Annotated in this window: 25 protein-coding genes and 2 pseudogenes; 16 read left to right on the forward strand and 11 right to left on the reverse strand. The window is 61.4% G+C overall.

Features of this window, described 5'->3' with window-relative positions:
- Positions 1-27 precede the first annotated feature (27 nt).
- The 7 genes and pseudogenes from KW062_RS13690 (at position 28) to KW062_RS13720 (ending at position 6,751) form a co-directional block, all read left to right on the forward strand.
- Positions 28-675, forward strand: a complete 648-nt coding sequence (locus tag KW062_RS13690; protein WP_105755747.1) for an amino acid ABC transporter permease — start codon at positions 28-30, stop codon at positions 673-675.
- A gap of 10 nt (positions 676-685) precedes the next feature.
- On the forward strand, positions 686-1,345 hold the full coding sequence (locus KW062_RS13695; protein WP_027618332.1) for an amino acid ABC transporter permease: 660 nt from the start codon (positions 686-688) through the stop codon (positions 1,343-1,345).
- Positions 1,342-2,106: an amino acid ABC transporter ATP-binding protein gene (locus KW062_RS13700; protein ID WP_027618331.1), complete on the forward strand. Its 765-nt coding sequence runs from the start codon at positions 1,342-1,344 to the stop codon at positions 2,104-2,106. Before KW062_RS13695 ends, KW062_RS13700 begins: the two co-directional genes overlap by 4 nt.
- 259 nt (positions 2,107-2,365) lie before the next feature.
- Positions 2,366-3,129 (forward strand): annotated as a pseudogene (locus tag KW062_RS28910) (hypothetical protein).
- 96 nt (positions 3,130-3,225) lie between these two features.
- The gene (locus KW062_RS13710; protein ID WP_027618329.1) at positions 3,226-4,068 is read left to right on the forward strand and encodes a DUF6502 family protein; all 843 of its coding nucleotides are present in this window, start codon (positions 3,226-3,228) and stop codon (positions 4,066-4,068) included.
- Positions 4,068-5,906, forward strand: a complete 1,839-nt coding sequence (locus KW062_RS13715; protein WP_256351053.1) for a DUF5666 domain-containing protein — start codon at positions 4,068-4,070, stop codon at positions 5,904-5,906. Before KW062_RS13710 ends, KW062_RS13715 begins: the two co-directional genes overlap by 1 nt.
- A 92-nt stretch (positions 5,907-5,998) precedes the next feature.
- Positions 5,999-6,751, forward strand: coding sequence for a hypothetical protein (locus tag KW062_RS13720; RefSeq protein WP_027618327.1), 753 nt, complete (start codon positions 5,999-6,001; stop codon positions 6,749-6,751).
- A gap of 33 nt (positions 6,752-6,784) precedes the next feature.
- On the opposite strand, the gene KW062_RS13725 is transcribed toward KW062_RS13720, so the two are convergent.
- Entirely contained in the window at positions 6,785-6,991 is a 207-nt protein-coding gene (locus KW062_RS13725; protein WP_105755801.1) for a hypothetical protein, read from the reverse strand.
- Positions 6,992-7,227: 236 nt separating this feature from the next.
- On the reverse strand, positions 7,228-7,350 hold the full coding sequence (locus KW062_RS28915; RefSeq protein WP_256351055.1) for a hypothetical protein: 123 nt from the start codon (positions 7,348-7,350) through the stop codon (positions 7,228-7,230).
- A 466-nt stretch (positions 7,351-7,816) separates the two neighbouring features.
- On the opposite strand from KW062_RS28915, the gene KW062_RS13730 reads away from it, so the two are divergent.
- Positions 7,817-8,134, forward strand: a complete 318-nt coding sequence (locus KW062_RS13730) for a hypothetical protein (protein ID WP_027618325.1) — start codon at positions 7,817-7,819, stop codon at positions 8,132-8,134.
- Positions 8,135-8,185: 51 nt separating this feature from the next.
- Here the strand turns inward: KW062_RS13730 and KW062_RS13735 are convergent, their stop codons facing one another.
- Positions 8,186-8,644 (reverse strand): hemerythrin domain-containing protein, encoded by a 459-nt coding sequence (locus KW062_RS13735; RefSeq protein ID WP_105755802.1) that lies wholly within the window; start codon positions 8,642-8,644, stop codon positions 8,186-8,188.
- A gap of 290 nt (positions 8,645-8,934) precedes the next feature.
- Here KW062_RS13735 and KW062_RS13740 point away from each other — a divergent pair, with 290 nt between their 5' ends.
- The 3 genes from KW062_RS13740 (at position 8,935) to KW062_RS13750 (ending at position 11,100) form a co-directional block, all read left to right on the forward strand.
- The gene (locus tag KW062_RS13740) at positions 8,935-9,996 is read left to right on the forward strand and encodes a sterol desaturase family protein (RefSeq protein WP_105755803.1); all 1,062 of its coding nucleotides are present in this window, start codon (positions 8,935-8,937) and stop codon (positions 9,994-9,996) included.
- A gap of 145 nt (positions 9,997-10,141) precedes the next feature.
- Positions 10,142-10,447, forward strand: coding sequence for a hypothetical protein (locus KW062_RS13745; protein WP_146118250.1), 306 nt, complete (start codon positions 10,142-10,144; stop codon positions 10,445-10,447).
- 428 nt (positions 10,448-10,875) lie between these two features.
- Complete coding sequence (locus tag KW062_RS13750) at positions 10,876-11,100, forward strand: hypothetical protein (protein ID WP_105755804.1); 225 nt, start codon at positions 10,876-10,878, stop codon at positions 11,098-11,100.
- 40 nt (positions 11,101-11,140) lie between these two features.
- Here the strand turns inward: KW062_RS13750 and KW062_RS13755 are convergent.
- A pseudogene (locus KW062_RS13755) lies at positions 11,141-11,596 on the reverse strand (carbonic anhydrase); the annotation flags it as partial.
- Between the two features lie 79 nt (positions 11,597-11,675).
- Here KW062_RS13755 and KW062_RS13760 point away from each other — a divergent pair.
- From KW062_RS13760 to KW062_RS13780, 5 genes are all read left to right on the forward strand, one after another.
- Positions 11,676-11,909, forward strand: coding sequence for a hypothetical protein (locus KW062_RS13760; RefSeq protein ID WP_027618320.1), 234 nt, complete (start codon positions 11,676-11,678; stop codon positions 11,907-11,909).
- A gap of 202 nt (positions 11,910-12,111) precedes the next feature.
- Entirely contained in the window at positions 12,112-14,943 is a 2,832-nt protein-coding gene (locus KW062_RS13765) for a xanthine dehydrogenase family protein molybdopterin-binding subunit (protein ID WP_027618319.1), read from the forward strand.
- Entirely contained in the window at positions 14,936-15,475 is a 540-nt protein-coding gene (locus KW062_RS13770) for a (2Fe-2S)-binding protein (protein WP_027618318.1), read from the forward strand. The genes KW062_RS13765 and KW062_RS13770 overlap by 8 nt, the downstream gene beginning before the upstream one ends.
- Before the next feature lie 2 nt (positions 15,476-15,477).
- A complete protein-coding gene (locus tag KW062_RS13775; RefSeq protein ID WP_105755806.1) occupies positions 15,478-16,725 on the forward strand; it encodes a cytochrome c in 1,248 nt (415 codons plus the stop codon).
- Between the two features lies 1 nt (position 16,726).
- A complete protein-coding gene (locus KW062_RS13780; protein WP_105755807.1) occupies positions 16,727-17,698 on the forward strand; it encodes an XdhC family protein in 972 nt (323 codons plus the stop codon).
- 49 nt (positions 17,699-17,747) lie between these two features.
- Here KW062_RS13780 and KW062_RS13785 read toward each other — a convergent pair whose 3' ends face one another.
- The 7 genes from KW062_RS13785 to KW062_RS13815 all read right to left on the reverse strand — a co-directional run bounded on the left by KW062_RS13785 (position 17,748) and on the right by KW062_RS13815 (position 24,703).
- Entirely contained in the window at positions 17,748-17,978 is a 231-nt protein-coding gene (locus KW062_RS13785; protein WP_027618315.1) for a hypothetical protein, read from the reverse strand.
- Positions 17,979-18,070: 92 nt separating this feature from the next.
- Positions 18,071-19,720: an ABC-F family ATP-binding cassette domain-containing protein gene (locus tag KW062_RS13790; protein ID WP_105755808.1), complete on the reverse strand. Its 1,650-nt coding sequence runs from the start codon at positions 19,718-19,720 to the stop codon at positions 18,071-18,073.
- A gap of 154 nt (positions 19,721-19,874) precedes the next feature.
- On the reverse strand, positions 19,875-20,894 hold the full coding sequence (locus tag KW062_RS13795) for a DNA topoisomerase IB (RefSeq protein ID WP_027618313.1): 1,020 nt from the start codon (positions 20,892-20,894) through the stop codon (positions 19,875-19,877).
- A 66-nt stretch (positions 20,895-20,960) separates the two neighbouring features.
- Positions 20,961-22,049, reverse strand: coding sequence for a molybdenum ABC transporter ATP-binding protein (modC, locus tag KW062_RS13800; RefSeq protein ID WP_105755809.1), 1,089 nt, complete (start codon positions 22,047-22,049; stop codon positions 20,961-20,963).
- Positions 22,050-22,052: 3 nt separating this feature from the next.
- Positions 22,053-22,733 (reverse strand): molybdate ABC transporter permease subunit, encoded by a 681-nt coding sequence (gene modB, locus KW062_RS13805; RefSeq protein WP_027618311.1) that lies wholly within the window; start codon positions 22,731-22,733, stop codon positions 22,053-22,055.
- Positions 22,734-23,492: a molybdate ABC transporter substrate-binding protein gene (modA, locus tag KW062_RS13810; protein ID WP_027618310.1), complete on the reverse strand. Its 759-nt coding sequence runs from the start codon at positions 23,490-23,492 to the stop codon at positions 22,734-22,736.
- A gap of 152 nt (positions 23,493-23,644) precedes the next feature.
- Positions 23,645-24,703, reverse strand: coding sequence for an NAD(P)H-dependent flavin oxidoreductase (locus KW062_RS13815; protein ID WP_105755810.1), 1,059 nt, complete (start codon positions 24,701-24,703; stop codon positions 23,645-23,647).
- Positions 24,704-24,828 lie beyond the last annotated feature (125 nt).

Here is a 24,828-nt window from a genome sequence, read left to right on the forward strand (position 1 = left end):
GGCACGCCGACTTTTCCGAGTGTTCCCATGGATCTGACACTGATACAGCGCACCTTCCCGTTTTTCCTCGAGGCGGCCTGGATCACCGTGCAAATCTCCGTATTGGCGCTGTTGCTGGGTTTTCTGGTGGCAATCGTGCTGGTGGCGGGGCGGTTGTCCTCGATGTTCCTGTTTCGTTGCCTGGCACGTCTGTACATCAGCGTGTTCCGTGGCACTCCCTGCTTGGTGCAATTGTTCATCATCTATTTTGGCGGGCCACAGATCGGTCTTGAGCTGGAGCCGTTTACCGCAGGGGTGATCGGTCTGGGGCTGAACATTGCCGCCTACATGGCCGAGTCCATTCGCGGCGCCATTGCCAACGTCGACCCCGGCCAGGTGGAAGCCGCGCGCTCCATCGGTTTTGGTCGCAACCAGACCTTGTGGCTGGTGACGCTGCCGCAGGCGGCCAAATTGATGATTCGCCCGTTGGGGGTCAACGCCGTCGCGCTGATCAAGGGCTCGGCGTTGGTGTCGACGATTTCGGTGGTTGAGCTTTCTTACACCGCACAGCGTTTCATCAGTTCAACCTACAAGCCGTTTGAAATTTTCCTGGTCTCTGCGCTGTTGTATATCGTGATGGTCTACTCGGTCCGATACCTCGTGGACTACCTCGATCAACGATTCGCGGCCAAGTGAGAGTATTCAGATGCAGAGTCTAGATCTAAGTATCGTCACGCCTTACTCCGAGCTGCTCGCCACCGGCCTGTGGTGGACGGTGGTGATGTTTGTCAGTTCCAGCATCCTGAGTTTGCTGGCCGGCGTCGCTTTTGCACTCATCGTTTTGTATGCGCCGAAAATCCTCGCGCTGCCGGTGCGCTTTATCACCTGGCTACTGATGGGCACGCCGCTGTTGCTGCAGCTGTACCTGATCTACTACGGGTTGGTGCAAGTGGGGATTGATATTCCGGCGCTGGTGGCGGGGATCATCGGCCTGAGCCTGCACTTTGCGGTGTACAACGCCGACGTGATCCGTGCCGGCGTGGTTTCGGTGGATCCGGGGCAAATAGAAGGGGCGCGCTCCATTGGCCTCAGCCGCGCCCAGGCCCAGCTTTACATTGTCGTGCCGCAGGCACTGCGCCAGACCATCGCGCCGCTGGGCAACAATCTGATCGTGCTGCTGAAGGACACCTCCCTGGTGTCGATCATTGGGATTGCCGAGTTGGTCTACAGCGCACAGCTTGCCGTGAGTGAAACCTACAGCCCGTTCGAGTTCTATCTGACCGTTGCGGTTATTTACTATGCAGCCAACCTCGTGCTCGAAGCCGGCCTGCATCTTTTTGAAAAAAAGGTAGAGATGTCACGATGATCAGCGAAAAAAGCATGGTTGAAGTGAAGGGGGCCCGTAAGGCCTACGGCGCCCTGGAAGTGCTCAAGGGCATTGATCTCTCGGTCGCCCGTGGACAGATCATCGCCATCATTGGCCCCAGTGGCTCTGGCAAGAGCACCCTGCTGCGCTCGATCAATCACCTGGAAGTGCTCAACGACGGGGAAATCTGGCTCGACGGCGAACAGGTCAACCGGCCGTTGAAAGGCCGGGCCTTTGAACAGCACATCAATGCGGTGCGTCAGCAAATGGGCATGGTGTTCCAGCACTTCAATCTGTTCCCGCACCTGACGGTGTACGAAAACATCGCGCTGGGGCCGATCAAGCTCAAGGGCCTGACGAAAAAGGCTTCCCGCGAGTTGGCGATGGAATATCTGTCCAAGGTTGGCCTGGCAAACAAGGTCGATGAATACCCCTCGCGCCTCTCCGGCGGGCAGAAGCAGCGGGTAGCGATTGCCCGGGCCCTGGCGATGCAACCGAAAGTCATGCTGTTCGACGAAGCCACCTCGGCCCTCGACCCGGAACTGGTGGAAGAGGTCAATCAGGTGATGAAGCAATTGGCCGCAGAGCACATGACCATGTTGATCGTCACCCATGAGATGCGCTTCGCTGGCGAAGTTGCCGACCGTATCGTGTTCATGGACGGCGGGGTGGTGGTCGAGGAGGGCGCGCCGCACGAAATCCTGCAGAACCCTGCCCAGGAACGCACCCGCTCGTTCCTGAAGAAACACCTGCACAGATAAACCGCGCTTCCTGCGCCCTCTCGTGCCGGGCATCGGCTTACGCCTGTTGGCCCGGTACTGTTGCTGAACGTTCAGACCAACCTCCTTCCCTGACTGCACCGCCGGTCGGCTTTTCCCTGCGCCGCTTGAACCCTCGCTGGAACGGGTCTAGCTTTCAGATGTGGGAAAATATCCCACATAAAGAATTCAGTGGTACAGACGCAGGACAAATCCTGCCTCGACAAAGCGTTCCTCGCGGTAAATGACTGGGAGATGGCTGATGCAGACGAACAAGATATTCAAGAAAGCGCTGTTGGTGATGGCGATGGGAGGCGTGCTCTCGGCAGCCACGGTGTTGATCCCGGATTCGATTTCCCATGACTCCAGCGCCTACGCCAAAGACGGCGGCAGTGGCGGTGGCGGAGGTGGTGGCGGGCACGGTGGTGGCGGCGGCAGCGGCGGAGGTGGTGGAGTTGAGGCCACGGCGGTGGCGGTGGCAATGGTGGTGGAGGCGGTGGAGGCCACGGTGGTGGTGGCGGTAACGGCGGTGGAGGTGGTGGCGGTAATGGTGGCGGCGGTGGCGGCAACGGCGGTGGACACGGCGGCGGTGGCGGTAACGGCGGCGGAAGCGGAGGTGGAGGCGGCCATGGCGGAAGTGGAAGTGGAAGTGGTGGCGGCGACGGTGGCGGTCATGCTGGTGGCGGCAATAGTGGCAGCGGGCATAGCGGCAGTGGTCATGGTGACTCGGGCCAGGGTCAGGCCGGTAACTCCAACTCCGGACGCAGCAGCAACCACGCAGAGGCTGGCGATGATCACGGTAATCACGTTGGTGGTGAGCCCGGTGATGATCATGGCAATCATGTTGGCGGTGAACCCGGAGATGATCATGGCAATCATGTTGGCGGCGAGCCTGGTGACGACCGTGGCAATCACGTGGGTGGTGAGCCTGGTGATGACCGTGGTAATCATGTGGGTGGCGAACCGGGGGATGACCGCGGCGTTCACGTCGGCGGCGAACCGGGTGACGACAACAGCAGGAGCTGACTGAACCGAGGGTTTCCAGGTGGCGGCGGGGAAATAGTCGTATGGGATTTTTTCCCGCGTCGCTATACTGGAGGTATCTCTCAAGGAATGTGTTGAATGCACTCGCCCACTCTCCCTCCTGCACTGATCAGAGCCCTGCGCCAGGTGATGCGTCCCCTGGTGCGTCTGATGCTGCGCAAAGGCGTGACTTTTTCGGTGTTCGTCGACCTGCTCAAGGAGGTCTTCGTCGAGGTGGCGGATCGCGAATTTCGGCTGGATGCCAAGCCGCCGAGCGACAGCCGCATCAGTTTGCTCACCGGTGTGCACCGCAAGGACGTCCGACGCCTGCGCAAGGACGACGATTCGGCACTTGAGGCACTTCCTGAAAACATCACCCTCGGCGCACAACTGGTGAGCGTCTGGGCCAACAGCAAGCCGTTCTGCAAAAGCGCCGGCAAGACCCTGCCGTTGCCGCGCCTGGCCAGTGTCGGCGGTGAATGCTCCTTTGATGCGCTGGTGGCGAAAGTCAGCACGGACATTCGTGCCCGCGTGGTGCTCGACGAATGGCTGCGCCTGGGCGTGGTGCGCCTCGATGAGCAGGACTGTGTGCACCTGGAAGCCGAGGCATTCGTGCCGCAAAAGGGCTTCGACGAGAAAGCCGGGTACCTCGGCCACAACCTGGGCGACCATGCCAATGCCGCGGTGCACAACTTGAGCACCGACGGGCGGCCGTTTTTCGAGCGTAGCGTCCACTACGACGCCCTTGGACCGGCCAGCGTTGAAACCTTGCGTCAGGCTGTGAGCAATGAGGGATCGCAACTGCTGCTGGGGTTCAGCAGCCTGGCTGCCGATCTTGAAAACACCGATGCAGGAAAAATCGATCAACCTCAGCGCATCACCATCGGACTTTATTTCTACACTGAGCCTACTGCCCCCACTTCCTTGCCGGCTGCCGACTGATGATCTTCTCTGCGCGTCGCTTGCGTACGTTCGTCCTTGCCCAGTGCCTGGCGCTGCTGGCGGGGATTCCGACGTTTGCGCTGGCGTCGCCAGCCTGTGTCAGTCGCGATGAAGTGGGCATGGCCGGTGCGTCGCAACTGCAGGCCCCGGGCGGGATTGGCGGTACCGGAGCCAAGCCGGGAGGCGTCGGCGGCACGGGCATCGACAATGGCGGGGTCGGTGGCACGGGCGCGCCAACTCGTCAGCGTCCCGGCGGCATCGGCGGAACCGGCGCGGTAGCCGGCGGTGTCGATGGTCAACTGATCTACCACGACAACGGCGGCGTTGGCGGCACCGGTGCGCCGGTGCAGCAGCCGGGCGGCATTGGTGGCACCGGCATCGTCGGCACCATCACCGGTTTCGCCTCGATCTGCGTCAATGGCATGGAAGTGCATTTTGGCAAGGACGTTCCCGTCAGTGAAAACGGCGTGCCGGCCGACAGTGCACATTTGGCCATAGGCCAGGTGGTCGCGGTGGAAGCCTTCGCCAGCAAACGCGGTCTGCAGGCAGGGCGTATTGCGATCCTCAACGTCTACGAAGGTCCGTTGACCGGGCTGCCGAACGCCTCGCAACCGTTGCGGGTCATGGGCCAACCGGTGCGCCTCGCCGCCGGGGCACGGGTCGCCGAAGGCTTGCGCCCAGGCGAACCGGTCCGGGTCAGCGGGCTGCGTAATGCCAATGGCGAAGTGGTCGCCAGTCGCATCGAGCGGGCGCCGGGCCTCAAGGAGGTCAGCGCGATTGGTACGGTTGACCGCGCGGGTAGCCTGCAGGGCTTGAAACTCGGCACCCGGGTGGCGCCGGCGCAGGAAGTACTGGTCCGCGGCCAATGGTCCGGTCGCCAACTGGAAGTCGCGCAAAGTCGTCCCGACCCGAGCACGCCGTTTGCCGGCCGGGTTCGCGAGGCGGTGATCGAAGGGCTGGTACAAGGACGGCAGGATCGTCGACTGGTGGTCGGCGGCTTCAATGTCACTCTGGATCGCGGCACGGTGTTCAGCGGCGAACAGTCTTCGGGGCTGGAAATCAATCAGCGGGTCCGGGTCACCGGCGTATTCAGCGGCGCCCGGGAAGTGCGCGCCGTACGGGTCGAATACCAGCCTGAGCGTGTCGATGTGTCCAATCGCGGACATGGCGGGCGCGACAATCGCTCGGACGACGATCTGCAGCAGCGCAGCGATAACTCGGGCTCCTCGGACTCGTCGGGCGATGACAGGCGTGGACAAGGCAGTGTGGACGGTGGTGATCGGCGCAGCGACAGCGGTCGAGGCAGTGACGATAGCCGTGGCGACAGCGGCCGGGATGATCGAAGCGGCAGAAGCGGTGGCGACGACCGCAGCGACAGGATCGACAACAGCGGCAGCGGCAAGTCGGAGTCCATCGACCGCTCGGGCACGTCCGACAAGGTCGAGAAAGTCGAGCAACCAGAGAAGCAAGACCGCAGTGGGCCGTCCGACCGGGTCGAGAAAGTGGAGAAGGTTGAAAAGGTCGAGAAAGTAGAAAAAGTTGAGAAGGTTGAGAAGGTTGAGAAGGTTGAGAAGGTCGAGAAAGTAGAAAAAGTCGAGAAGGTTGAGAGGGTCGAAAAAGTGGAGAAGGTTGAGCGACCGGAGAAAGTCGAGAAGGTCGAAAAAGTTGAGCGGCCGGAAAAGGTAGAAAAGGTAGAACGACCCGAGAAGGTAGAAAAAGTGGAAAAGATTGAGCGGCCGGAAACAGTGGAGAAGGTGGAGAAAGTTGACCGGCCGGAGAAAGTGGAAAAACTGGATAAGGTTGAAAAGGTCGAAAAAGCGGAAAAGATCGAAAAATAAACTGACCGCTGCCGTAGTGTGCAGCACCCGCAGAATTAGCAACTAGGCTAGGTACATTCGATCACACTTCTCTCCCGGGCCCTGAGGTGAAGATGAGACCTGTGCTTACCCTGCTGGCCACCTTGATTGCCGGATCCGCCGTGCCGGCCCTGGCCGATACCTTCAGCGCTGCAGTCGGTCTCGATTATTCGAGCGGTGACTACGGCACCGGCACCACCTCCGAAATCTGGTACGTCCCCGTCATTGCCAAGTTTGAAACCGGACCGATGACCTATAAGGTCACGGTGCCCTGGCTGCGTATTACCAACCCGGAGGTCGGCCCCAATGGCGATCCTTTGCCGGGCGGTTGCCATGACGTGGAAAGCGGCATGGGCGACACGGTCGCCAGTGCGGGCTATGCCTTGCTCGATGGCAGCGATGGCGGGGGCGTATTAGTGGATCTGATTGGCAAGGTCAAGTTTCCGACGGCAGATGAAGACCAATGCCTGGGCACCGGTGAAACCGACTACAGCGCCCAGATCGACGTCGCCAAAGCCTTTGGCCCGGTCACCGGTTTCGCCACCCTCGGTTGGAAAAAGTTCGGTGATCCACCCGACACTGACTTTGACGACCCGATTTACACCAGCATCGGCTTCGCCGTCCCCGTTGCCGCCCGCACCACCGCGGGCGCGTCCTACGATTGGCGGCAGAAAGTCGTTTCCACCGGCTCGCAAATCCAGGAACTCACGCTGTTCGTCACCCACAAGCTCAACCAGGAATGGAAAATCCAGCTGTATGCGGTCAAGGGTTACTCCGACGCGAGCCCGGACGGCGAGGGCGGGATGGTGCTGTACCACACTTTCTGAAGGAGGGGCTCTGGTCACGCGGCGCGAGTTGGACTACAGCGCGAAACCTGCCATGCCCCCATGCTGGCTGTCCTGACCACCTGCCAGCAGGTGCATGGGCATCGGCTGCAGTTCGTCGACGGAAGAAATTTCAATATTGCCCACGACATGTGGTTGTCGCTCACCCAGTCCGGTCGACTCTGGTTCCTTTTCCTTGGCCATTCTCGCGTGGTTCGCTGCGATTTCATGAAGAGTTGACACGTTACATCTCCGGTGACTGACCAAGCTTGGCGCTGGTGTCCTTAACATTAGTTGGATTTGCCGTGGCGCGTCAGAATTTCGTCGTGAGCGCGGGCTGGAGCGAGCCTTTGCAAACGCTGAGCCAGAGAGGAGGGCGCAAGGAGGGTACGACAGGTCAGGCGACGAGTGGTGAAGAGCGGGCGGCTACACAGTGGTGGAGGCTTAGGACTTCCGATGTCCCGCGCGGTCGTTGGCAGTCACGCGATGGGGGGGACGTCCAGTTCGTCATCGTCGCTCTTGAGATGCTGGTTCCAACCAAAGAACGACAGGCCAAAAAACAACAGGGGAAGCAGGGCACAACTGATGATCAGCAAGTGCATGGTGTCGCTCCGTATCAGGCCTTGTTTTTATTGTTCTGATATTGCGGGAAACGCGGTAACGGCTTTGATACTAGAGGTGATGGCAATTTGAGGTCAAGGTATATTGCCGGTATTTAGCTGTCATTTCGGCCAAATCTCACGCCTGGCAGACGCCGCCCGCGCATTTCTCCGAATTGTCGCTGTGCCGCTGCCAGGATCAGCCTTGTACCGATTGTTGGCGCTCGCCTTCCCGGCGTATGCTGCGTCCGCGCACTGATCAACAGGCGCAGGGATTCAACCATCGAAACAAGGGAATGCCCATGCTCAGGTACTTCGATAATTCAGGATTGTTCAAAAACACTTCGTCTCACAGCAACGGCTCACCCGGCAACGCCATCGTCGCCTGGGAGCGGAGAAATCTTGCTCTGAACACGAAGGAGTTTTTGCTATGTCCAAAGAACTACTCGGAGTTTCTGCTCTAGGCCTGATGGTATTAGGCGAGTTTTGCGCCATTTACAGTGAAGTGGTCACTGCCCGCCTGGCGCACACCGCCGGGCAATCCTGGCATGCGTTTGCCTTGCCGGTGGCACTGATGTGTATCGCCGGGCTGTTTTTGCTGGGAGCCTACTGGCTGGGTTACCGGGCTGTCGGTGATATCTGGACAGTCACCGTGGTGTCAGTGATTTCCCTACTGCTGCTTGAGCCGATCGTGGTCTGGTGTTTGTTCCAGGAGGCGCCGGGCCGGGGCGCACTGATTGGTTTTTGTCTGGGTGCGCTGGGCATGTTGTCCACTGTATTGCTGTAACCCACGATGCCGGCCCGGTTCATTGGACCGAGCCGGCATCATCGCCGTTTATCAGGCGGCTTGCTTCTTGTGCTGCGCCTTCATGGCTTCCATCTGTGCCCCCAATTCTTCCAGTGCCGCTTTGCCCAGGAGCTTTTTCGCCTGAGGAAACATTTCGGTTTCTTCCTCCTCGATGTGATGTTCCAGCAACTCTTTCACCACCTTGGCGCGTCCGGCGAACTCCGGAGTGGTCGGATCGGTCATTTTGAGGTCAGGCAGCACCAGGGAATCTACGGTGCGGTGTTCTTCCTTGGCTTCGTAGTACATTTCGTCCTGCTCCTTACCCCCGGCTGCTTTGAAAGCCGGATAAAGGATTTCTTCCTCCAACCGGGTGTGGAGGGAGATTTCCATTTCCAGTTTGGCTACCAGTTCAGTGCGTTTTTTCACAGCGCGATCGGTCGATTCGCTGAGTTGAGTGAGCAGGGCTTTCACCCGTTCATGGTCGGCTTTCAACAGGTCAATGGCATTCATGCAAGACACCTCCAGGGACACGGTGGGGCAGGCGCGGATCGGGCTTTGCCAATCGCGATAAACACCCGGGTGATATTGCAGGGCTTGTGCCAAGTTAAGTCTGCATAAAACGCTCGACAATACAGTGGCTTAGCAGTGCTTAAAGGTGCGCCTGCCGTGCAGCTTGCACGAATCAGCGGGGAATCACTTGCAAATGACCTGATTGATTCGTTGATGCCGTCGAGCGGCAGCGCTGCGGACACATAACGAAATGATTTACACTTCCAGTCTTTATCGGAGGGCAGTGTGTCGTGGATGGTTTTGCGCTTCTCGCTGACTTCCTGCAACGCTGGGTTGTGGCCCCGGTCAGTCAGCAATTTTTCAGCCTGTTCGACCTGAATGGCCGCTTTGGTCTGTTTTTTCTATTGGTCTCGTACACCATTGCCTACAGCCTGTTTCGCTACCGAAAGGCTCGCGGCCTGACGGATGCGCCGAGCTTCTGGCAGTTCATCGGCGGTGCGCAAGTTCATTTGCATCGTTCGGCCTTGCTGGATTTGCGCTATTACTTTGTGCGCGGCATTCTCAAGGTCGCGCTGGTACTGCCGATTGTCGGCCTGGTTGATCCCTATATTCTGCGCTCTGGCGATTATGGCGCGTTTTTCACCGGCCTCTGGGGGGCGCGGGTGGAGATGGGGCAGCACCTGGGCCTGTCCCTGTTGTTCGGTCTGGGCGTGTTCCTGATTCAGGACTTCACCGACTACTGGCTGCACCGCGCCTTTCATAGCCGCTGGCTCTGGGCCTTCCACAAGGTTCATCACTCGGCGCCGGTGTTGACGCCCGCCACGGCGAGCCGCGTGCACTTCCTGGAAAAAGTCGCGGAAAAGCTGACCAATACCCTGTGCCTGAGTGCCTATGCGGGGATCTTCTGGTACGCCTGTGGCGGCGAAGTGAGTCGCTACACCCTGTTTGGCGTGACGTATATCGTGCTGATCCTCAATAGCCTGGCTGCCAATTTGCGGCACAGTCATGTCTGGCTGTCTTTCGGGCCGCTCATCGAACATTTGCTCAACAGTCCGGCTCAGCACCAGATCCACCACAGTGACGCCCCACGGCATTTCAATAAGAACTTCGGCACCAATCTGTCATTGTGGGATTGGCTGTTCGGCACGCTCTACGTCACCCGCACGACCCCCGAGAGCATCCGCTTCGGCACCGGAGCTACCAGCGATCAGCAGCGTTACCTGAGCCTCTACAGTCTGATCGTCCTGCCTTTTATCGACACGGCACGCAAAATTCGGCGGCATAAGCGTCGGCGAGCGCTTGCGTCGAGTGTTGGAAAAACGCCCTCAGTGGCGGCCGCTCGGTCGTTGTAATTCTGAACTTCGAACAACTTCCTGATGGTTTGCGAAGTCCCCGGCACTCTACTTCCGAATAACTACGAAAGTGAACGGATAGTCATCCACCGCTAAGCGGAGTTACTGTAGTTCATGTGCGCGGGGTGAATCAGGGAGAGAGGAGATGCCAATAAGATCCAATGTGTATCACGTGTTCATGGAGCACTACCCGGATGCGCAATTTGTCACGGTTTACCACGAAAACGGCCGTGTTTCGCAGATTGCTTCCGGTAAGTGTCAGGGACGGGTCGAGTTGGTATTCGTCGGGACTTACGAGGCCAATGGCGCTCAGGTGATTGAAAGTTGCATCAGTGAAGACAGTTGCGGACTGCCGGAGATTCTCTGTAGCGAGGGGCCGATGCACTATTACCAGATGGGCGCTGAACTGGCGATGGACCATGCCAAAAGTCCGATTTGCAGTAAGCCTTGAGAGATGTGCGATGACCGTTGTCAGTGAGTTTTTTTGACGTTAATGGAGTTGATGAAAGAGCCTGCGTGAAGGCTGCTCACTTTTTTCAAACGCCGGGATAGCTCCCTCCCTCGGGATACCTGCTGAATTACCGCCTGTCTGATTTACCCACTCCGAAACCCTTTCCACGTAAAAAACGTGTGGTTATTGAAGGACTTAGCCAAAAAAAATGTAACTTTCTTCATGTAAATATCTTGTTACAAGTGTTTTGGTCGGGTATTATTCGTCCCGCGTTCACCACCACGGTTTATGCATTTTTAAGCCCCAAGTTTCCATCAGCTACTTGGGCTTTTTTTTGCCTGAAATTTGACCTTCCCCCCTTCGTTTTGCCTTTTCCTGGCGCGGGCTGCCGCTAGAATGGCCTGCTTTGGACGCTGGAGTGCCCGCTGATGCGCAGAGAAATCGGTTACTGGAATCGCGAAGGGCGTGAGCTGTTCTATTACCTGGAGTTCCTGCCGCAGACGGCGGAGTTTTTCATCACCTGCGAACACCTGCCCAAGGACGGCGAGAAAAGTGTCAGGTCGGTGCCGCTGAGTGAGGCGCGGGGCGAGCGCTATTACGAAGATGCGCTGCTGATCATCAAGGAAGAGTTGTTCAGGGATTACCGCATCTGAAACCCCTGACCGCAACGAGCGCAGCGGCCAGAGGCGGGGCTCAGGCGATCAGGTCTACCTTGCCGGTCGCCAGGCGGTAGATCCCGCCGACGATTTTCAACTTGCCAACGCTGATGGCCTGGGACAGCACCGGGGACGCGCTCTTGAGGGTTTGCACCGAGTCCTTGACGTTCTGCACGGTGGCATTGAGCAGCAGGTCGCCGGGTTGCTTGAGGACTTTCTCGACCACCGGCTTCAAGGTCAGCGTCAATTTCTGTATCTGCCCTGGATAGACTGTGTTGTCCTGGGTGGTCTTGATCGCTGCGGCAAACGCGCCGCAACTTTCGTGGCCCAGCACCACGATCACCGGCGCCCCCAGCGCCAGCACTGCGTACTCCAGGCTGGCGGTGCCTTCGTCGGTGACGAAGTTGCCGGCGACGCGCACCGCAAACAGATCACCCCGGGCCGTGTCGAACGCGTACTCGGGGGCGATGCGCGAATCCGCGCAACTCAAAACCGGGGACGGCTCAGCCAAGTCTAGATGGTTTAGGAGGTGCTACAGTTTTTGCAGCACCTACGAACCGGAGGCCATAGTCATGCTACTCAATAAACCGGAACAGGAACTGCGACGCGATCTGCAGGCGATAGCCTCGGATCTGCGCTGGTCGGCCGTGGACATGAAAGCCATCGCCCAGCGCCTCGATCAGGCGGGCAATCCGGCTGACGCACAGATGCTTTTGCGCATGTGCGAGGTTTTCGAGAAGACCGAGATGCGGCTCGCCAGCTACGCCAATGAAGTCAAGGCCCACAAGATCAACCTCACGGTTTGAGCCGAAGCACGGCCGCAAAGCCCGTGCTTGAACGTACAAGAGGTTTGCCGAGGCCCGACAATTTCTATAAAGTTAACTACTAGGTCAACTTTTTAGGCTTGTCGGCCCTTCGCATCGCCAGGAAGGGTTTCTGAATGACCTGAGATTTCCCCGAATACCATAACGACATGGACGGATTTCATAACCGTCCAGAGGATGATCCATGTCCAACCGTGATATATCCCGACGCTCCTTCCTGCAGGGCGGGTTAATCGCTGGCGTCAGCGTCACGCTGACCCCGCTCAGCTCCCAGGCACTGGCGGCCTTGATGGAAAACAGCGTGACCGTGCCTTCCGAGCAATGGCTGGGCAACAACGGCAAGGCGCGCATGCGTAACGATTCCCTGTCCAAGGTCTGCGGCAGCAAGGTATTTGCCCGCGACATCCGCGCCAAGGACATGCCGGGCTGGCCCCAGCAGCAGGGCCACGCAATGCTGCTCAAGACCATTCGTGCCGACCGCCTCTATGAAGGTTTCGACCTGAGCCTGCTGGGCGCCGACCTGCAGCCCGATCGCATCGTCACCGCCGAGGACCTGGACAAGGACGGCATCGTTTTCCCCGAAGATCACGCCCCCGATCCATTGTTGCCGACCGGCAAGGTGCCGATGTTCATCGGCCATCCGGTGGCGATCCTGATCTGGAACGACTTCGAGCGCTTCCGCAAGGCGAAGAACCTGCTCAAGTTCAACGACAAGGCCATCCGCTACGGCGCCCAGGCGCCGCTGTACACCCGCGACCCCTACGGCAGCTTCCGTTATGTGCGGGTCGGCGGCGCGACGTCGGCTGATGAAGACGAGTTCGCCAGCCTCAAGGACTCGATCCTGTTCCCGATGATTCGCGAACGCCGCCCGGTATGGAATGCCCAGCCCAACCTGCACGGCAACCTGACCGAGCGCGGGCTGTTTTATGCCGACCGCATGAAGCAGCAACTGGAGACCCCGCCGGAAGGCTGGATGGTCTTCGACCAGCGCTACAAGACGCCGTCCATCGAGCCGGCTGCCCTGGAACCGGACAACGGTAACGGCTGGTACGATCCGGCGACCAAGACCCTGCATTTTGTGGTCGCCACCCAATGCCCGCTGGAAGCGGCGACGGAAACCGTGAAGATGATCGTCCCGTCGCGTTTCGGCCTGAACACGCTGAACATGCACCCGGGCTACACCGTGGGTTATGGCTCCAAGGACCACAATATCTTTGTCTACTACGCGGCCCTGGCAGCGTTGTATGGCAACGGTGTGCCGGTGCGCCTGGCCAACGACCGCTACGAGCAGTTCCAGAGCGGGATCAAGCGTCACCCGTTCGACATCCGCTACCAGTTGGCGGTGGACAAGCAGGATCACAGCTTCAAGATTTTCCGCGCCGACATGACCGTCGACGGCGGTGGCCGGATCAACTACAGCCCGTCCGTGGCGGCGGTAGGTGCCACGGCGGCGCAGTCGATCTACTACATGCCGCAGAACGACTTGCAGGTCACCGCGTACCACTCGCGCGGCGTCGAAGCCGGTTCGATGCGTGGCTACGGCACCCTGCAGAGCATGGCCGCCACCGAAATGATGGTGGATGAAATCGCCGATCAGTTGCAGGTCGATGCCATCGAACTGCGGCGCAAGAACGTCCTGCGTTCGGGGATGAAAAACACCCAGGGCGCGGTGCCGGCCGGTGCCTTGCGCCTGCACGAGATCCTCGACAAGGCGGCCGGTTTCGACCTGTGGAAGAACCGCCACGCGCTGAAACAACAGGAAGACGCCAAGGACCCGGACAACTGGTACGGCATCGGTTTCGCCATCTGCCAGAAAGACTTCGGCACCGGCTCCGAAGCACCGATGGCAAGCATTGCCTTCAGCGCTGACGGGCACATTACGCTGCGCCATATCGGCATCGAGATCGGTACGGGCATGTCGACTTCCCAGGCGCTGGTGGTCGCCGACTTCCTCGGCAACCCGGCCAGTGAAGTGAAAACCGGTGAAACTGAGTGGGGCGAGTTGCAACTGACCAGCAGTGGCAACCCTTACATCATGAGCCAGGCCGAGCAGGACGCCGTGCTGCGCAACCCGCGCTGGGTCGGCAAGCTGGCCTCAGCATCGTCGGCTACCAACTCGGCCTACTACTTCAGCCACGCCACCCGTGAAGCGGCCCGTGTGCTGTTCAACCACGGCCTGTGGCCAGCCGCCGTGGAAATCTGGCGCCAGGGGCCGTTTGGCGGCCAGGCCAACCCCTATGTGCTGCGCCGCGAAGACGCCCATTGGGTCGATGGCAAGCTGACCGCCAACGGCATGGAACCGCTGCCGTTCGCCATGCTCGCCAAGCGCGCCCACGAGCGCGGCCTGGTAACCGGCGCCACGGTGCACGGTTTCAACCGCTGGAGCTGGGCCGAGGCCGAGTTCAGCATTAACGGCGTACGTGAACGCCTGCCCCTCGACGCCCTGGCCGTGCAGTACGGCGACGGTGCGCCGAAGGCGATCAAGGCGCAGATGAGCAGCGCTGGTTTCCACCTGTTGGATCGGCAGAACGTGGCTTACCCGGCCACTCAGTTGAACAACGCTGCTGTGACCTACTACAGCCCGGTGGCAACCATCGTCGAGCTGAAGGTCAATAAAGGCTCGGGCGAAGTGCAGGTGCTCAATCACCACTCCTGGCTGGAATGCGGCCGTGTGCTGGTGCCGGAATTGGTCAAGGGCCAGATCGAGGGCGGTATCGCCATGGGGATTGGCCACGCGTTGCTGGAAGAAATGCCGCTGTACGAAGGTGGGCCAGGGGAGGGTGACTGGAACTTCAACCGTTACCGTCTGCCGCGGGCCAAGGACGTCGCGGTCTGGAAACAGACCTCGGAAATCCTCCCGCCGTTGTCACCCAGCGATCCGTCCAAGGGCATCGCCGAGGTGGTGATGATCCCGGTGGTGGGTGCCATCGCCAACGCCGTGGCCCATGCCATCGGCAAGCGGGTCCGTGACCTGCCTATTACTCCAGCGCGCATCAAGGAGGCCCTCAATGGCTAACCGTCCCCTGCAACTGACCCTCAATGGTCAAACCGTCGGTCCCGTCGAGATCCCTGATGATCTGCCGATGATCGACTACCTGCACGAATACCGTAACCTCACCGGCTCGCGCCTGGGCTGCGGCCAGGGCATCTGCCACGCCTGCGTGGTGATCGTCGACAACCCCGACGGCACCAGCGAGGAAGTGCGCACCTGCATCACCGGTGCGCATTACTTCGAAGGCAAGAAGATCCGCACCATCGAAGGTCACGCCAAGCGCGACGAGGCCGGCAAGGTCACCGAGCTGAACCCGATCCAGCAGCGTTTCGTCGATGAGTTCGCGTTCCAGTGCAGCTATTGCGCGCCGGGCTTTGTCAATGCAGCCACGGTGCTGGTGGAAAAACTGCAGCGCCAGCCAATCAAGAAGAGCCAGCTGGAAGCGGTGATCGAGGACAGTCTCGGCCACCACATCTGTCGTTGCACCGGCTACGTGCGCTACTACAGCGCCACGCGCAACGTGCTCACCGATCTTGGCCTGGTCAAGGAGGGTTGAGCATGAATCGACTACTCACCGGTCTCGCCGGCGCCGTGGGCCTGGCCGTGGCCTTCATGGCCAGCCAGCAGGTTCAGGCCGCCGATGCGCAACAGGTCAAGCAGGGCGAGTACCTGGCGCGGGCCGCCGACTGCATGGCCTGCCACACCGCTCCGGGTGGCGCCCCCTATGCGGGTGGCCTGCCGATCGTTTCGCCGTTCGGCACCATCTATGGCACCAACATCACCCCGGACAAGGAACACGGCATCGGCGAATACAGCGATGACGAGTTCTTCGCCGCGCTGACCGAAGGCAAGCGCCGTGATGGCGCCAACCTGTACCCGGCGATGCCGTACACCTCGTATCACCTGATGCCGCGTGCCGACTCTGATGCGATTCACGCGTACCTGAAGACCATCGCGCCGATCAACCGCGCGGCCCCGACCACCAGCCTGAGTTTTCCGTTCAACGTTCGCCCGGGCCTGATCGGCTGGAACATGCTGTACGGCAAGGACGTCAAGCTGCAAGCCGCTGACGGCAAGAGCGAAGCCTGGAAGCGCGGGCAGTACATGGTCGACGTGCTCGGTCACTGCGGCGAATGCCACACCCCGCGTAACGTCACCGGGGCCATGGTCCAGGACAAACGCATGACCGGCGGCCTGCTCAACGGCTACCTGGCGCCAAGCCTGCTGGCCAACGACCTGGCAGCTCGCGGCTGGAATCACCAGGACCTCAGCTCGTTCCTCAAGCACGGCATGAGTGCCCAGGGCAGCATGTTCAACGAGATGTTCCCGGTGTTCCACAACAGCACCCAGCACCTGACCGATCCGGACTTGGCGGCCATGGCCACCTTCCTCCTCGGTGATCAGCCGCCGCAGCCCAAGCTGCTGACCGAAGTCGCGCCGGACAAGCTGACCGCCAGCGCCCAGCGCGGACGCCAGGATTACCTGAACGTCTGCGCCGGTTGCCACGGCACCAGCGGCGAAGGCAAACCGCACATCGCGGTGGCGATGCAGGGCAACACCACGCTGCGCCTGGAAGATCCGCGTAACCTGTTGCGGGTGATCGATGACGGGATTGGCGAACAGCAATTCTCCGGTTTCGAGCGCATGCAGCCGATGCCGGGCTTTGCCGACAAGTTGAGCGCGCAGCAATCCACCGATCTGATCAACTACCTGCGTCAGGCCTGGGGCGGTCAACCGACTGACCTGGCACAAAGTCAGATCGAGCAACTCAAGGCAGAGGCTCCCGCGGAGCACAAGGCGCACTGACATGCAGCATCTTGATCTGCAAGTGATCCGCCGTGCGCTGGCCTGGTCCAGCGCCGGCGAGCGTGTCTGGCTGTGCAGTGTCCTCGGCACCTACGGTTCGGCGCCTCGTGCGCCGGGCTCGATGCTGGCGGTGAACGCCAGCGGCCACTGGATTGGCTCGCTGTCCGGTGGCTGCGTCGAGGATGATTTCCTCGAGCGCATGGCCGAGGGCTTGTTCAGCGAGGCGGTGAGCGTGGTGCGTTACGGCGAGACCGACGACCCGCGCTCCCGGGTCAAGCTGCCCTGTGGCGGCTTGCTCGACGTGCTGGTGGAAAAGCTTGAAGCGGACTGCGACACCCAGGCCCATCTGCGCGAACTGGAATCGGCGCTGCTGGGGCAACGGCGGCTGATCCGTGAAGTCGACCTGCAAACCGGCGCACGCAGCCTGTTCGCCGACCGTGAACACGGGCCGCGCATCGAGCGCGAGGTCGATCGGGTGCGGATTCGCGTTGGGGCGGCGCAACGGCTGTTGCTCGCCGGCTACTCCAGCGTGGCGCAGGCCTGTGCCGAGTTTGGCGTGGGCCTGGGGTTCGAAGTGATCCTCTGTGATCCGCGTGACGAAGTGTTGGAAGGCGTGGTGCTGGACAACGTCGAGATTCGACGCCAGTTACCCTCGGTGTTTATTGCCGATGGCGGCTGTCACAGCGACACGGCGGTGGTGGCGCTGACCCATGATCCGAAGATCGATGATCTGGCGATGATGGAAGCGGTGCGCACCGATGCGTTTTATATCGGGGTCATGGGTTCGCTGCAGACCTCGCAAAAACGCTTCGAGCGTTTGCGTCGTATCGGTGGTCTGGGGGAGGCTGATTTGGCGCGGATCCACGCACCCATCGGGCTGAACCTGGGCAGCAAGACACCGGCGGAAATCGCCTTGGCAGTGCTCGCTGATATCCTGCGTATCCGCAGCGGTATCGCCCGGGACCAGCTCTGAAAGTACATCGCTGAGCTGTTGCGGCCTGCTACTTGAGGTCGCAACAGCGCTAGCGGAAGCGTGGTAGTGGTCGATCCAGCGGTTTGAGCGAGGTCAGCGCGTTCTGGATGGCGGGCGCGTCTTTCTCGATATCCTGCAGACGATCGCGGATTTTCATCGCGGTGGGGTGGCCGTCATGGCGGTCGACCCAGTCGGCGATTTCCTTGCAGGCGGCGGTCAGGCGGGTCTGGCGCGAGTCGAGCAAGGTCAACAAGGTGGTGATGGACTCTTTTTCGGACATGGGAAGTGCCTCCATAAGTCATGAATGCCCCCATCAACTATAGATCCCGGGGGCAAACCTGCAAAAACACCGCATGCTATTCGTCGCCTGACTCATGGGTGATGCGTTTCTGCGTCCTCCAGATACCAACCCTCCAGTGTCCAGCTTAGGTGATGGGTGGGGCGCAGCGCGTTGATAAAGGCCGGGTCATGGGAGGCGACGACTATTGCTCCGGCGAAACCCTGCAGCGCCTGTTCCAGCGCCTGCACCGAAGCCAGGTCGAGGTGGTTGGTGGGTTCGTCGAGCAGCAGCAACTGCGCCGGCACCTGGCGCCAGCAGGCAAGAGCCAGGGCGGCCTTCAGCCGTTCGCCGCCGCTCAGTTGGCCAGTCGGCAGATTGACCCGGGTTGCGTCCAGTTGCAGCTGCGCCAGACGGCTGCGCAGTGCGCTTTCGGACAACGATGTGTGCTCTGGATTGAGCAACTCCAGCAGCGAGCGCCCGGGGTGAAGCAGATCCAGCTGTTGATCGAGGTAAGCGCACGGCACGTGGGTCTGACAGTGCCCGGCCAACGGCGAGATCAAGCCTGCGAGCAGCTTCAGTAGTGTGGATTTTCCGCAACCGTTGGGACCGCTGAGCGCCACTCGAACCGGTCCGGACAACGCCAGATCGAGGCGGCTGGCGGCAGCGTCGACGGGTAGCCAGGGCAGTTGGGCGTTCGTCAGCGTCATGACTTGCCGGTGATTGGGCACGGCAGTGCCGGGCAGGGGGATCAGCACCGGGGCATTCGCCACGACTCGGGCGAAGGCCTCTCGCACCTGCTGGTCCAGTGCGCTTTTGTCAGCCTGATGGGCCTGGCGCACATGCCCCATGATCTCTGTGGCCCGGCCTTTCATCGACGCGCGCTCGATGCGCGAGACGTTGGCCGTTTCAGCATGTTTGCGTGAGCGTGCGGCGTGGCGCTGGACGCTGTCGTGCTCGCGCTGCTGGCGCTGCAGGTGCCGCCGGCGTTCGTTGCGACTGTGCTCCAGGGCTGACTGCGCTGCGGCCTGCTCGACGGCACGCTGGGCGAGGTAGCCTGTGTAGTTGCCGGAAAACACCTGGACCGCCGAGGGCGTCAGTTCGGCGATGCGTTCAACGCTGTCGAGCAGCACTCGATCATGGCTGGCCACAATCAATCCACCGCGCCATTCGTCGAGGCGCTGCAGTAACCAGCGCCGACCTTCGGCGTCGAGGTGATTGCTTGGCTCATCTAGCACCAAGCCATCTGCGCCGCTGAGAAACGCGCCGATCAGGGCGATACGCGCGCGTTGCCCACCGCTGAGGCTGTCGACCCCGTGTTCGGCGCGTAAACCGGCCAAGTCGGCTTCAGCGAGTGAGGTCTGGAAGCGTTCGGCGAGGTCCCAGCGTTCGCCAATGATGTCGAAATCGCCGACGTCCGCGCTGCCTGCCGCCAGGCGTGCGAGGGCCTTGAGGGTGTCGGCAACCCCTGCCGCCTGGGCGACGCTTTGGCCGCAGGCGCCGGGCGGTTGCTGCGCGACATAGGCGATTTGGCCATAGCGGGTCAGGGTTCCCGCGCTGGGTTGCAGCTCGCCGGCCAGCAACCGGGCGAGCACCGATTTGCCGCAACCGTTGCGCCCGACAATCGCGGTGCGGCGTTGATCGAACTGCAGGTCGAGGGCGTCGAACAGGGTGTCGCCGTTGGCGAATTGAAAGCTCAGCTGGTTGAGGCTGATGAGGGTCGGCGAATGCGTGACGTGAGTCATGGCACCTCCAGAAAATGTCGAAAAAGGCCAACAAGCGCCGGGGCGGCTTGTTGCGGTCACATTTTTTGAAAGGCTCAGTTGTTCACGGCGAACGATCATCCTGGGGGGCAAGAGGGTGGAAAGCCTAACTCAGTAGGCGATGGCCTTACAAGTCCTATGGCTTTTTCGCCAGGCTTTGCAGGAACATCATCAGGCCCACTTCTTCCCGGCTCAGGCGCTTGCGCTGTCTCGGCCTGGGCAGCTCGGCCAGGGTGCCGAGGAGGAAGGCGTCGAGCACTGCCGGGTGGATGTAGCACTTGCGGCACACGGCGGGGGTGTTGCCCAGTTCCCGGGCAATCGCCTTGACCATCTCGACCACGTGCTGCTTGGCTTCGCTGGCCGACTCCCACTTCAGCTCGCGTAACGCCGACAGTGCCAGGCTGCTGCCGGCCCAGGTGCGGTAATCCTTGGCGGTAAAACCGCCGGCCGTGAGGCTGTGCAGGTAGGCATTAATGTCGGAGGAACTGACGGTGTGCCGCTGCCCCTCATCGTCGAGGTACTGGAATAGGTCCTGGCCGGGGAGTTCCAGGCAGCGTTTGATGACTCGCGCCAGGCGTCGATCCTTAACGGTGATCTGGTGTTCAACGCCGCTCTTTCCGCGAAACTGGAAGGCGATCGCGCTGCCGTTGACCGCCACGTGCTTGTTGCGCAGGGTGGTCAGGCCGTACGAGCGGTTTTCGCGAGCGTATTGGCTGTTGCCGATGCGGATCAGCGTGGTGTCGAGCAGGCTGATAACCGTGGCCATGACCTTGTCGCGACTGTGCCCCGGCAGCGCCAGTTGCGCCTCCAGGCGCTGGCGCAGCTTGGGCAGGGCCATTCCAAACGCCAGCAGTCGAGAATACTTGTCACCGTCGCGGACCTCGCGCCAGCGTGGGTGATAACGGTACTGCTTGCGACCTCGGGCATCACGCCCAGTGGCCTGCAGGTGACCCTGCGGGTCGGCGCAGATCCACACGTCGGTGTAAGCCGGAGGGACGGCGAGCGCGTTGAGGCGTTTGATTTCGTCGGCTTCGCTGATGCGCTGGCCGGCGGCATCGAAATAACAGAATTTGCCGCGCAGGCGTTTGCGGCGGATGCCCGGTTGAGTGTCGTCAACGTAATGGAGGTCTGGCGGTAAGGCGGCGATCTCGGGCATGGCGCAAGGTCCTGGGCGGGCTGTTATAGCCATTGACCGCAGGACATCGCACAAGGTGCCGTTGGTTCAGGCCAGCACCGCCACCGCCTTGATCTGCGCCCACAACGCCTGGCCGGGATGCAGTTGCAGGTGATCGCGCGAATAGCGGGTGATGCGCGCCAGCAGCGGCGTGCCGGCGACGTCCAGGCGCACCAGGACATGGGCGGCGTTGTCGGCGGCGACTTCGCTGATCACGGTCACCGGCAGGCGATTGAGGATGCTGCTCTGGGCATCGGCTTGCAGACTGAGGCTGACGTCCCGCGCCTGGACCTTGAAACGCAAGGCCTGACCCACTGCCAGCGGCAGGTGGGCGACGCGCACGCTCAATTGACTGTGGGGCAGTTGCAGGGTCAGCAACTGGTAGTCGGGATCGTAGTCGGTGACCAAGCCGTCAATGACCACCCCGGCGTCGCCGCCGAGGGCCAGGGGCAGGTCGAGGCGCGCCAACGTCTCGCCCACCGGCCCGCTGGCCAGGGCCTTGCCGGCGCTGAGCAGAACAATGTGGTCGGCCAGCCGCGCGACTTCGTCCTGGGAGTGGCTGACGTACAGCACCGGAATGTCCAGCTCGTCGTGCAGCCGCTCAAGGTACGGCAGGATTTCGCTCTTGCGCTGCGAATCCAGCGCCGCCAGTGGCTCGTCCATCAGCAGCAGTCGCGGACTGGTGAGCAGCGCCCGGGCAATGCCGACGCGCTGGCGCTCGCCACCGGACAGATGCTGCGGGTGACGGTCGAGCAAATGACCGATGCCCAGCAGGGTGGTGGCGTGGTCCATGTCGACCCGGCGCTGCTGGCGGGGAATCCGCCGCAGGCCGAACTCGAGGTTCGCCAGCACCGACAGGTGTGGGAACAGGCTGGCCTCCTGGAATACATAGCCCAGTGCGCGCTTGTGCGGCGGTACGAACAGCTGGCGCTGGCTGTCCTGCCAGACCTCGTCGTTGATCTGGATAAACCCGTGCTCGGCACGCTCCAGACCGGCGATGCAGCGCAGGCAGGTGGTCTTGCCCGAACCGGAGTGACCATAGAGCGCTGTGACGCCGCGGCCGGGCAACTCGAGTTCGACGTCCAGGGAAAAATCCGGGTATTTCAGTTGCAGGCGGGCGTGAATTGCAGCACTCATCAATCAGCTCCAGCCGGCCTTGCTCTGGCGGCTGGAATACAGCGCCAGCAGCACCAGGAACGAAAATATCAGCATCGCCCCGGCCAGCCAGTGGGCCTGGGCATACTCCATGGCTTCGACGTGATCGTAGATCTGCACCGAGACCACGCGGGTCTTGTCGGGAATATTGCCGCCAATCATCAGCACCACGCCGAACTCACCGACGGTATGGGCGAAGCCGAGAATCGCGGCAGTGATAAAACCGGGGCGGGCGAGGGGCAGGATCACGCTGAAAAAGGTGTCCCAGGGATTGGCCCGCAGGGTTGCCGCCACTTCCAGCGGCCGCGTGCCGATGGCCGAGAAGGCGTTTTGCAGGGGCTGGACCACAAAGGGCATCGAGTAGATCACCGAGCCGATCACCAGCCCGGCGAAACTGAACGTCAGAGTGCCCAGGCCCAGGGCCTGGGTCAGTTGGCCGAGAAAGCCGTTTGGCCCCAGGCTCAGCAGCAGGTAGAAGCCGATCACGGTCGGAGGCAGCACCAGTGGCAGCGCGACCACGGCGCCCACCGGCCCGCGCCACCAGGACCGCGTGCGCGACAGCCACAAGGCGATCGGCGTGCCGATGATCAGCAGGATCACGGTGGTCAGCGACGCCAGTTTCAGGGTCAGCCAAATGGCGGCGAAGTCGGCGCTGGTCAGGGTCATTTAGAGTTGGTAACCGTAAGACTTGATCACGGTCGCGGCTTTCGGCCCCTTGAGGTAGTCAACCAGCGCCTTGGCGGCCGGGTTGTTCTTGCCCTTGTCGAGAATCACCGCGTCCTGCTTGATCGGGTCGTGCATGTCAGCCGGGACAATCCAGGCCGATCCGCCGGTGACTTTGCCGTCTTTGTAGATCTGCGACAAGGCCACGAAGCCCAGTTCGGCATTGCCGGTGGAGACGAACTGGTAGGCCTGGGTGATGTTCTGGCCTTCGACGAGCTTGCCCTTGACCTGATCGGTCAGGCCCAGCTTGGCCAGCACCTGGGTCGCGGCGAGGCCGTAGGGCGCGGCTTTCGGGTTGGCGATGGACAGGTGCTGGTATTGATTGTCTTTGAGTACCTGTCCTTCGGCGTCGACGTAGCCTGCCTTGGCCGACCACAGTGCCAGAGTGCCGATGGCGTAGGTGAAGCGCGAACCCTTGACCGTGGCGCCTTCGCTTTCGAGTTTCTGCGGGGTGGTGTCGTCGGCCGAGAGGAATACTTCAAACGGCGCGCCGTTCTTGATCTGTGTGTAGAACTGGCCGGTGGCGCCGTAGGAGGCCACCAGCTTGTGCCCGGTGTCCTTCTCGAAATCGGCGGCAATCGCCTGGATCGGCGCACTGAAATTGGCGGCGACGGCGACTTGGACCTCGTCGGCCTGGGCTGTGCCGAGGGTGAGCAGAGAGATCAGGCAGAGTGGGGCGAGACGAGAGACACGATGGGTCATGAAGCGGCTCCGGGGCGAGGGTGGGTATTACGCTATGTAGTTAAATATATAGCGAAAGGCCGTGGAGCGGAATGGCTTGTGTGTGTTTGATGTCTGTCGGAGATAATGTGGTCGACCACCGCCGATGTTGCTCAACCCGAGTCAAGCCCGCTTCAGACCAACCGCGCCAACGCCTCATCCGCCAAACGCCGTGTCAAATCCGCGGTCGACAACTCCACCCCCAAATGCACCGCCTGGCCCGCCCACAGGTTGCTGAAGTCGGCCTCACCCTTGGCCCGCAACGGCAGCAGGGCGCCGCCGGCCAACGGGAAGGCCGGAGCTTGCGGGCAGATCGGGCCGAGTTCGCGCATGACCCTATTGATGATGCCGCGCGCCGGGCGGCCGGTGAAAATGTTGGTGACGGCCGTATCGCTGTCCCGGGCGCTGCGCAGGGCCCGGTGGTGGGAGGCACTGACCTTGGCCTCGGGGGTGAACAGGTAGGCGGTGCCCAGTTGCACCGCCGATGCGCCCAGGGCCAATGCCGCGGCGATCCCGCGTGCATCGCCAATCCCGCCGGCAGCGATCACCGGCACGCTGACGGCGTCGACAATCTGCGGCACCAGGGCGAAGGTGCCGACCTGGCTGCTCAGGTCATCGCTCAAGAACATCCCGCGATGGCCCCCCGCTTCATAGCCCATGGCGATGATCGCATCACACCCATGCTGTTCCAGCCAGATTGCTTCGGCCACGGTGGTGGCGGAGGACAGCACCTTGGCGCCGGTGGCCTTGACCCGTTCGAGCAGGGATTTTTCAGGCAGGCCGAAGTGAAAACTCACCACCTCGGGGCGAAATTCTTCCACCACGGCGCAGGCGGCGGCATCGAAAGGCGCGCGATTGGACACCGGTGTCGGCGCCTCGAAATCCACGCCCAGCTCCCGGTAATAGGGCTCCAGCAGTTGTTTCCACTGCTGGGCCCGCTGCTCGTCGGGTGCGGGCGGTTGATGGCAGAAGAAATTCACATTCAATGGGCGCTGGCTATATTGGCGAATGGTCGCAAGCTCCTCGCGCAGTTGCTCGGTGCCGAGCATGGCGGCGGGCATTGAGCCCAGTGCGCCGGCATTGCAGGCGGCTATCACCATAGCCGAGCCAGTGGCGCCGGCCATGGGGGCCTGGATGATCGGCAACTCGATGCCCAGCAGATCAAGGATTCGGGTGTCTGGCCATTGGCTCATCAGCGCTGTGCTCCTGCTGGAAAAAATCGGAGAATGATTCGCTCAGTGGCCGACCAGCCACTGCCGAGGCGCAAAATCATAGACCCCGGGGCAGTCGTCGGTCATGGCTTTTTTCGGTCATGGCT

Source organism: Pseudomonas fluorescens (assembly GCF_019212185.1).
GTDB lineage: Bacteria > Pseudomonadota > Gammaproteobacteria > Pseudomonadales > Pseudomonadaceae > Aquipseudomonas.

Excerpts from the sequence above, each read along its gene's own strand:
- KW062_RS13690 (WP_105755747.1), top strand. The coding sequence starts at position 28 with ATGGATCTGACACTGATACAGCGCACCTTCCCGTTTTTCCTCGAGGCG.
- KW062_RS13695 (WP_027618332.1), top strand. The coding sequence starts at position 686 with ATGCAGAGTCTAGATCTAAGTATCGTCACGCCTTACTCCGAGCTGCTC.
- KW062_RS13700 (WP_027618331.1), top strand. The coding sequence starts at position 1,342 with ATGATCAGCGAAAAAAGCATGGTTGAAGTGAAGGGGGCCCGTAAGGCC.
- KW062_RS13710 (WP_027618329.1), top strand. The coding sequence starts at position 3,226 with ATGCACTCGCCCACTCTCCCTCCTGCACTGATCAGAGCCCTGCGCCAG.
- KW062_RS13715 (WP_256351053.1), top strand. The coding sequence starts at position 4,068 with ATGATCTTCTCTGCGCGTCGCTTGCGTACGTTCGTCCTTGCCCAGTGC.
- KW062_RS13720 (WP_027618327.1), top strand. The coding sequence starts at position 5,999 with ATGAGACCTGTGCTTACCCTGCTGGCCACCTTGATTGCCGGATCCGCC.
- KW062_RS28915 (WP_256351055.1), bottom strand. The coding sequence starts at position 7,350 with ATGCACTTGCTGATCATCAGTTGTGCCCTGCTTCCCCTGTTGTTTTTT.
- KW062_RS13730 (WP_027618325.1), top strand. The coding sequence starts at position 7,817 with ATGGTATTAGGCGAGTTTTGCGCCATTTACAGTGAAGTGGTCACTGCC.
- KW062_RS13735 (WP_105755802.1), bottom strand. The coding sequence starts at position 8,644 with ATGAATGCCATTGACCTGTTGAAAGCCGACCATGAACGGGTGAAAGCC.
- KW062_RS13745 (WP_146118250.1), top strand. The coding sequence starts at position 10,142 with ATGCCAATAAGATCCAATGTGTATCACGTGTTCATGGAGCACTACCCG.
- KW062_RS13750 (WP_105755804.1), top strand. The coding sequence starts at position 10,876 with ATGCGCAGAGAAATCGGTTACTGGAATCGCGAAGGGCGTGAGCTGTTC.
- KW062_RS13760 (WP_027618320.1), top strand. The coding sequence starts at position 11,676 with ATGCTACTCAATAAACCGGAACAGGAACTGCGACGCGATCTGCAGGCG.
- KW062_RS13765 (WP_027618319.1), top strand. The coding sequence starts at position 12,112 with ATGTCCAACCGTGATATATCCCGACGCTCCTTCCTGCAGGGCGGGTTA.
- KW062_RS13770 (WP_027618318.1), top strand. The coding sequence starts at position 14,936 with ATGGCTAACCGTCCCCTGCAACTGACCCTCAATGGTCAAACCGTCGGT.
- KW062_RS13775 (WP_105755806.1), top strand. The coding sequence starts at position 15,478 with ATGAATCGACTACTCACCGGTCTCGCCGGCGCCGTGGGCCTGGCCGTG.
- KW062_RS13780 (WP_105755807.1), top strand. The coding sequence starts at position 16,727 with ATGCAGCATCTTGATCTGCAAGTGATCCGCCGTGCGCTGGCCTGGTCC.
- KW062_RS13785 (WP_027618315.1), bottom strand. The coding sequence starts at position 17,978 with ATGTCCGAAAAAGAGTCCATCACCACCTTGTTGACCTTGCTCGACTCG.
- KW062_RS13790 (WP_105755808.1), bottom strand. The coding sequence starts at position 19,720 with ATGACTCACGTCACGCATTCGCCGACCCTCATCAGCCTCAACCAGCTG.
- KW062_RS13795 (WP_027618313.1), bottom strand. The coding sequence starts at position 20,894 with ATGCCCGAGATCGCCGCCTTACCGCCAGACCTCCATTACGTTGACGAC.
- modC (WP_105755809.1), bottom strand. The coding sequence starts at position 22,049 with ATGAGTGCTGCAATTCACGCCCGCCTGCAACTGAAATACCCGGATTTT.
- modB (WP_027618311.1), bottom strand. The coding sequence starts at position 22,733 with ATGACCCTGACCAGCGCCGACTTCGCCGCCATTTGGCTGACCCTGAAA.
- modA (WP_027618310.1), bottom strand. The coding sequence starts at position 23,492 with ATGACCCATCGTGTCTCTCGTCTCGCCCCACTCTGCCTGATCTCTCTG.
- KW062_RS13815 (WP_105755810.1), bottom strand. The coding sequence starts at position 24,703 with ATGAGCCAATGGCCAGACACCCGAATCCTTGATCTGCTGGGCATCGAG.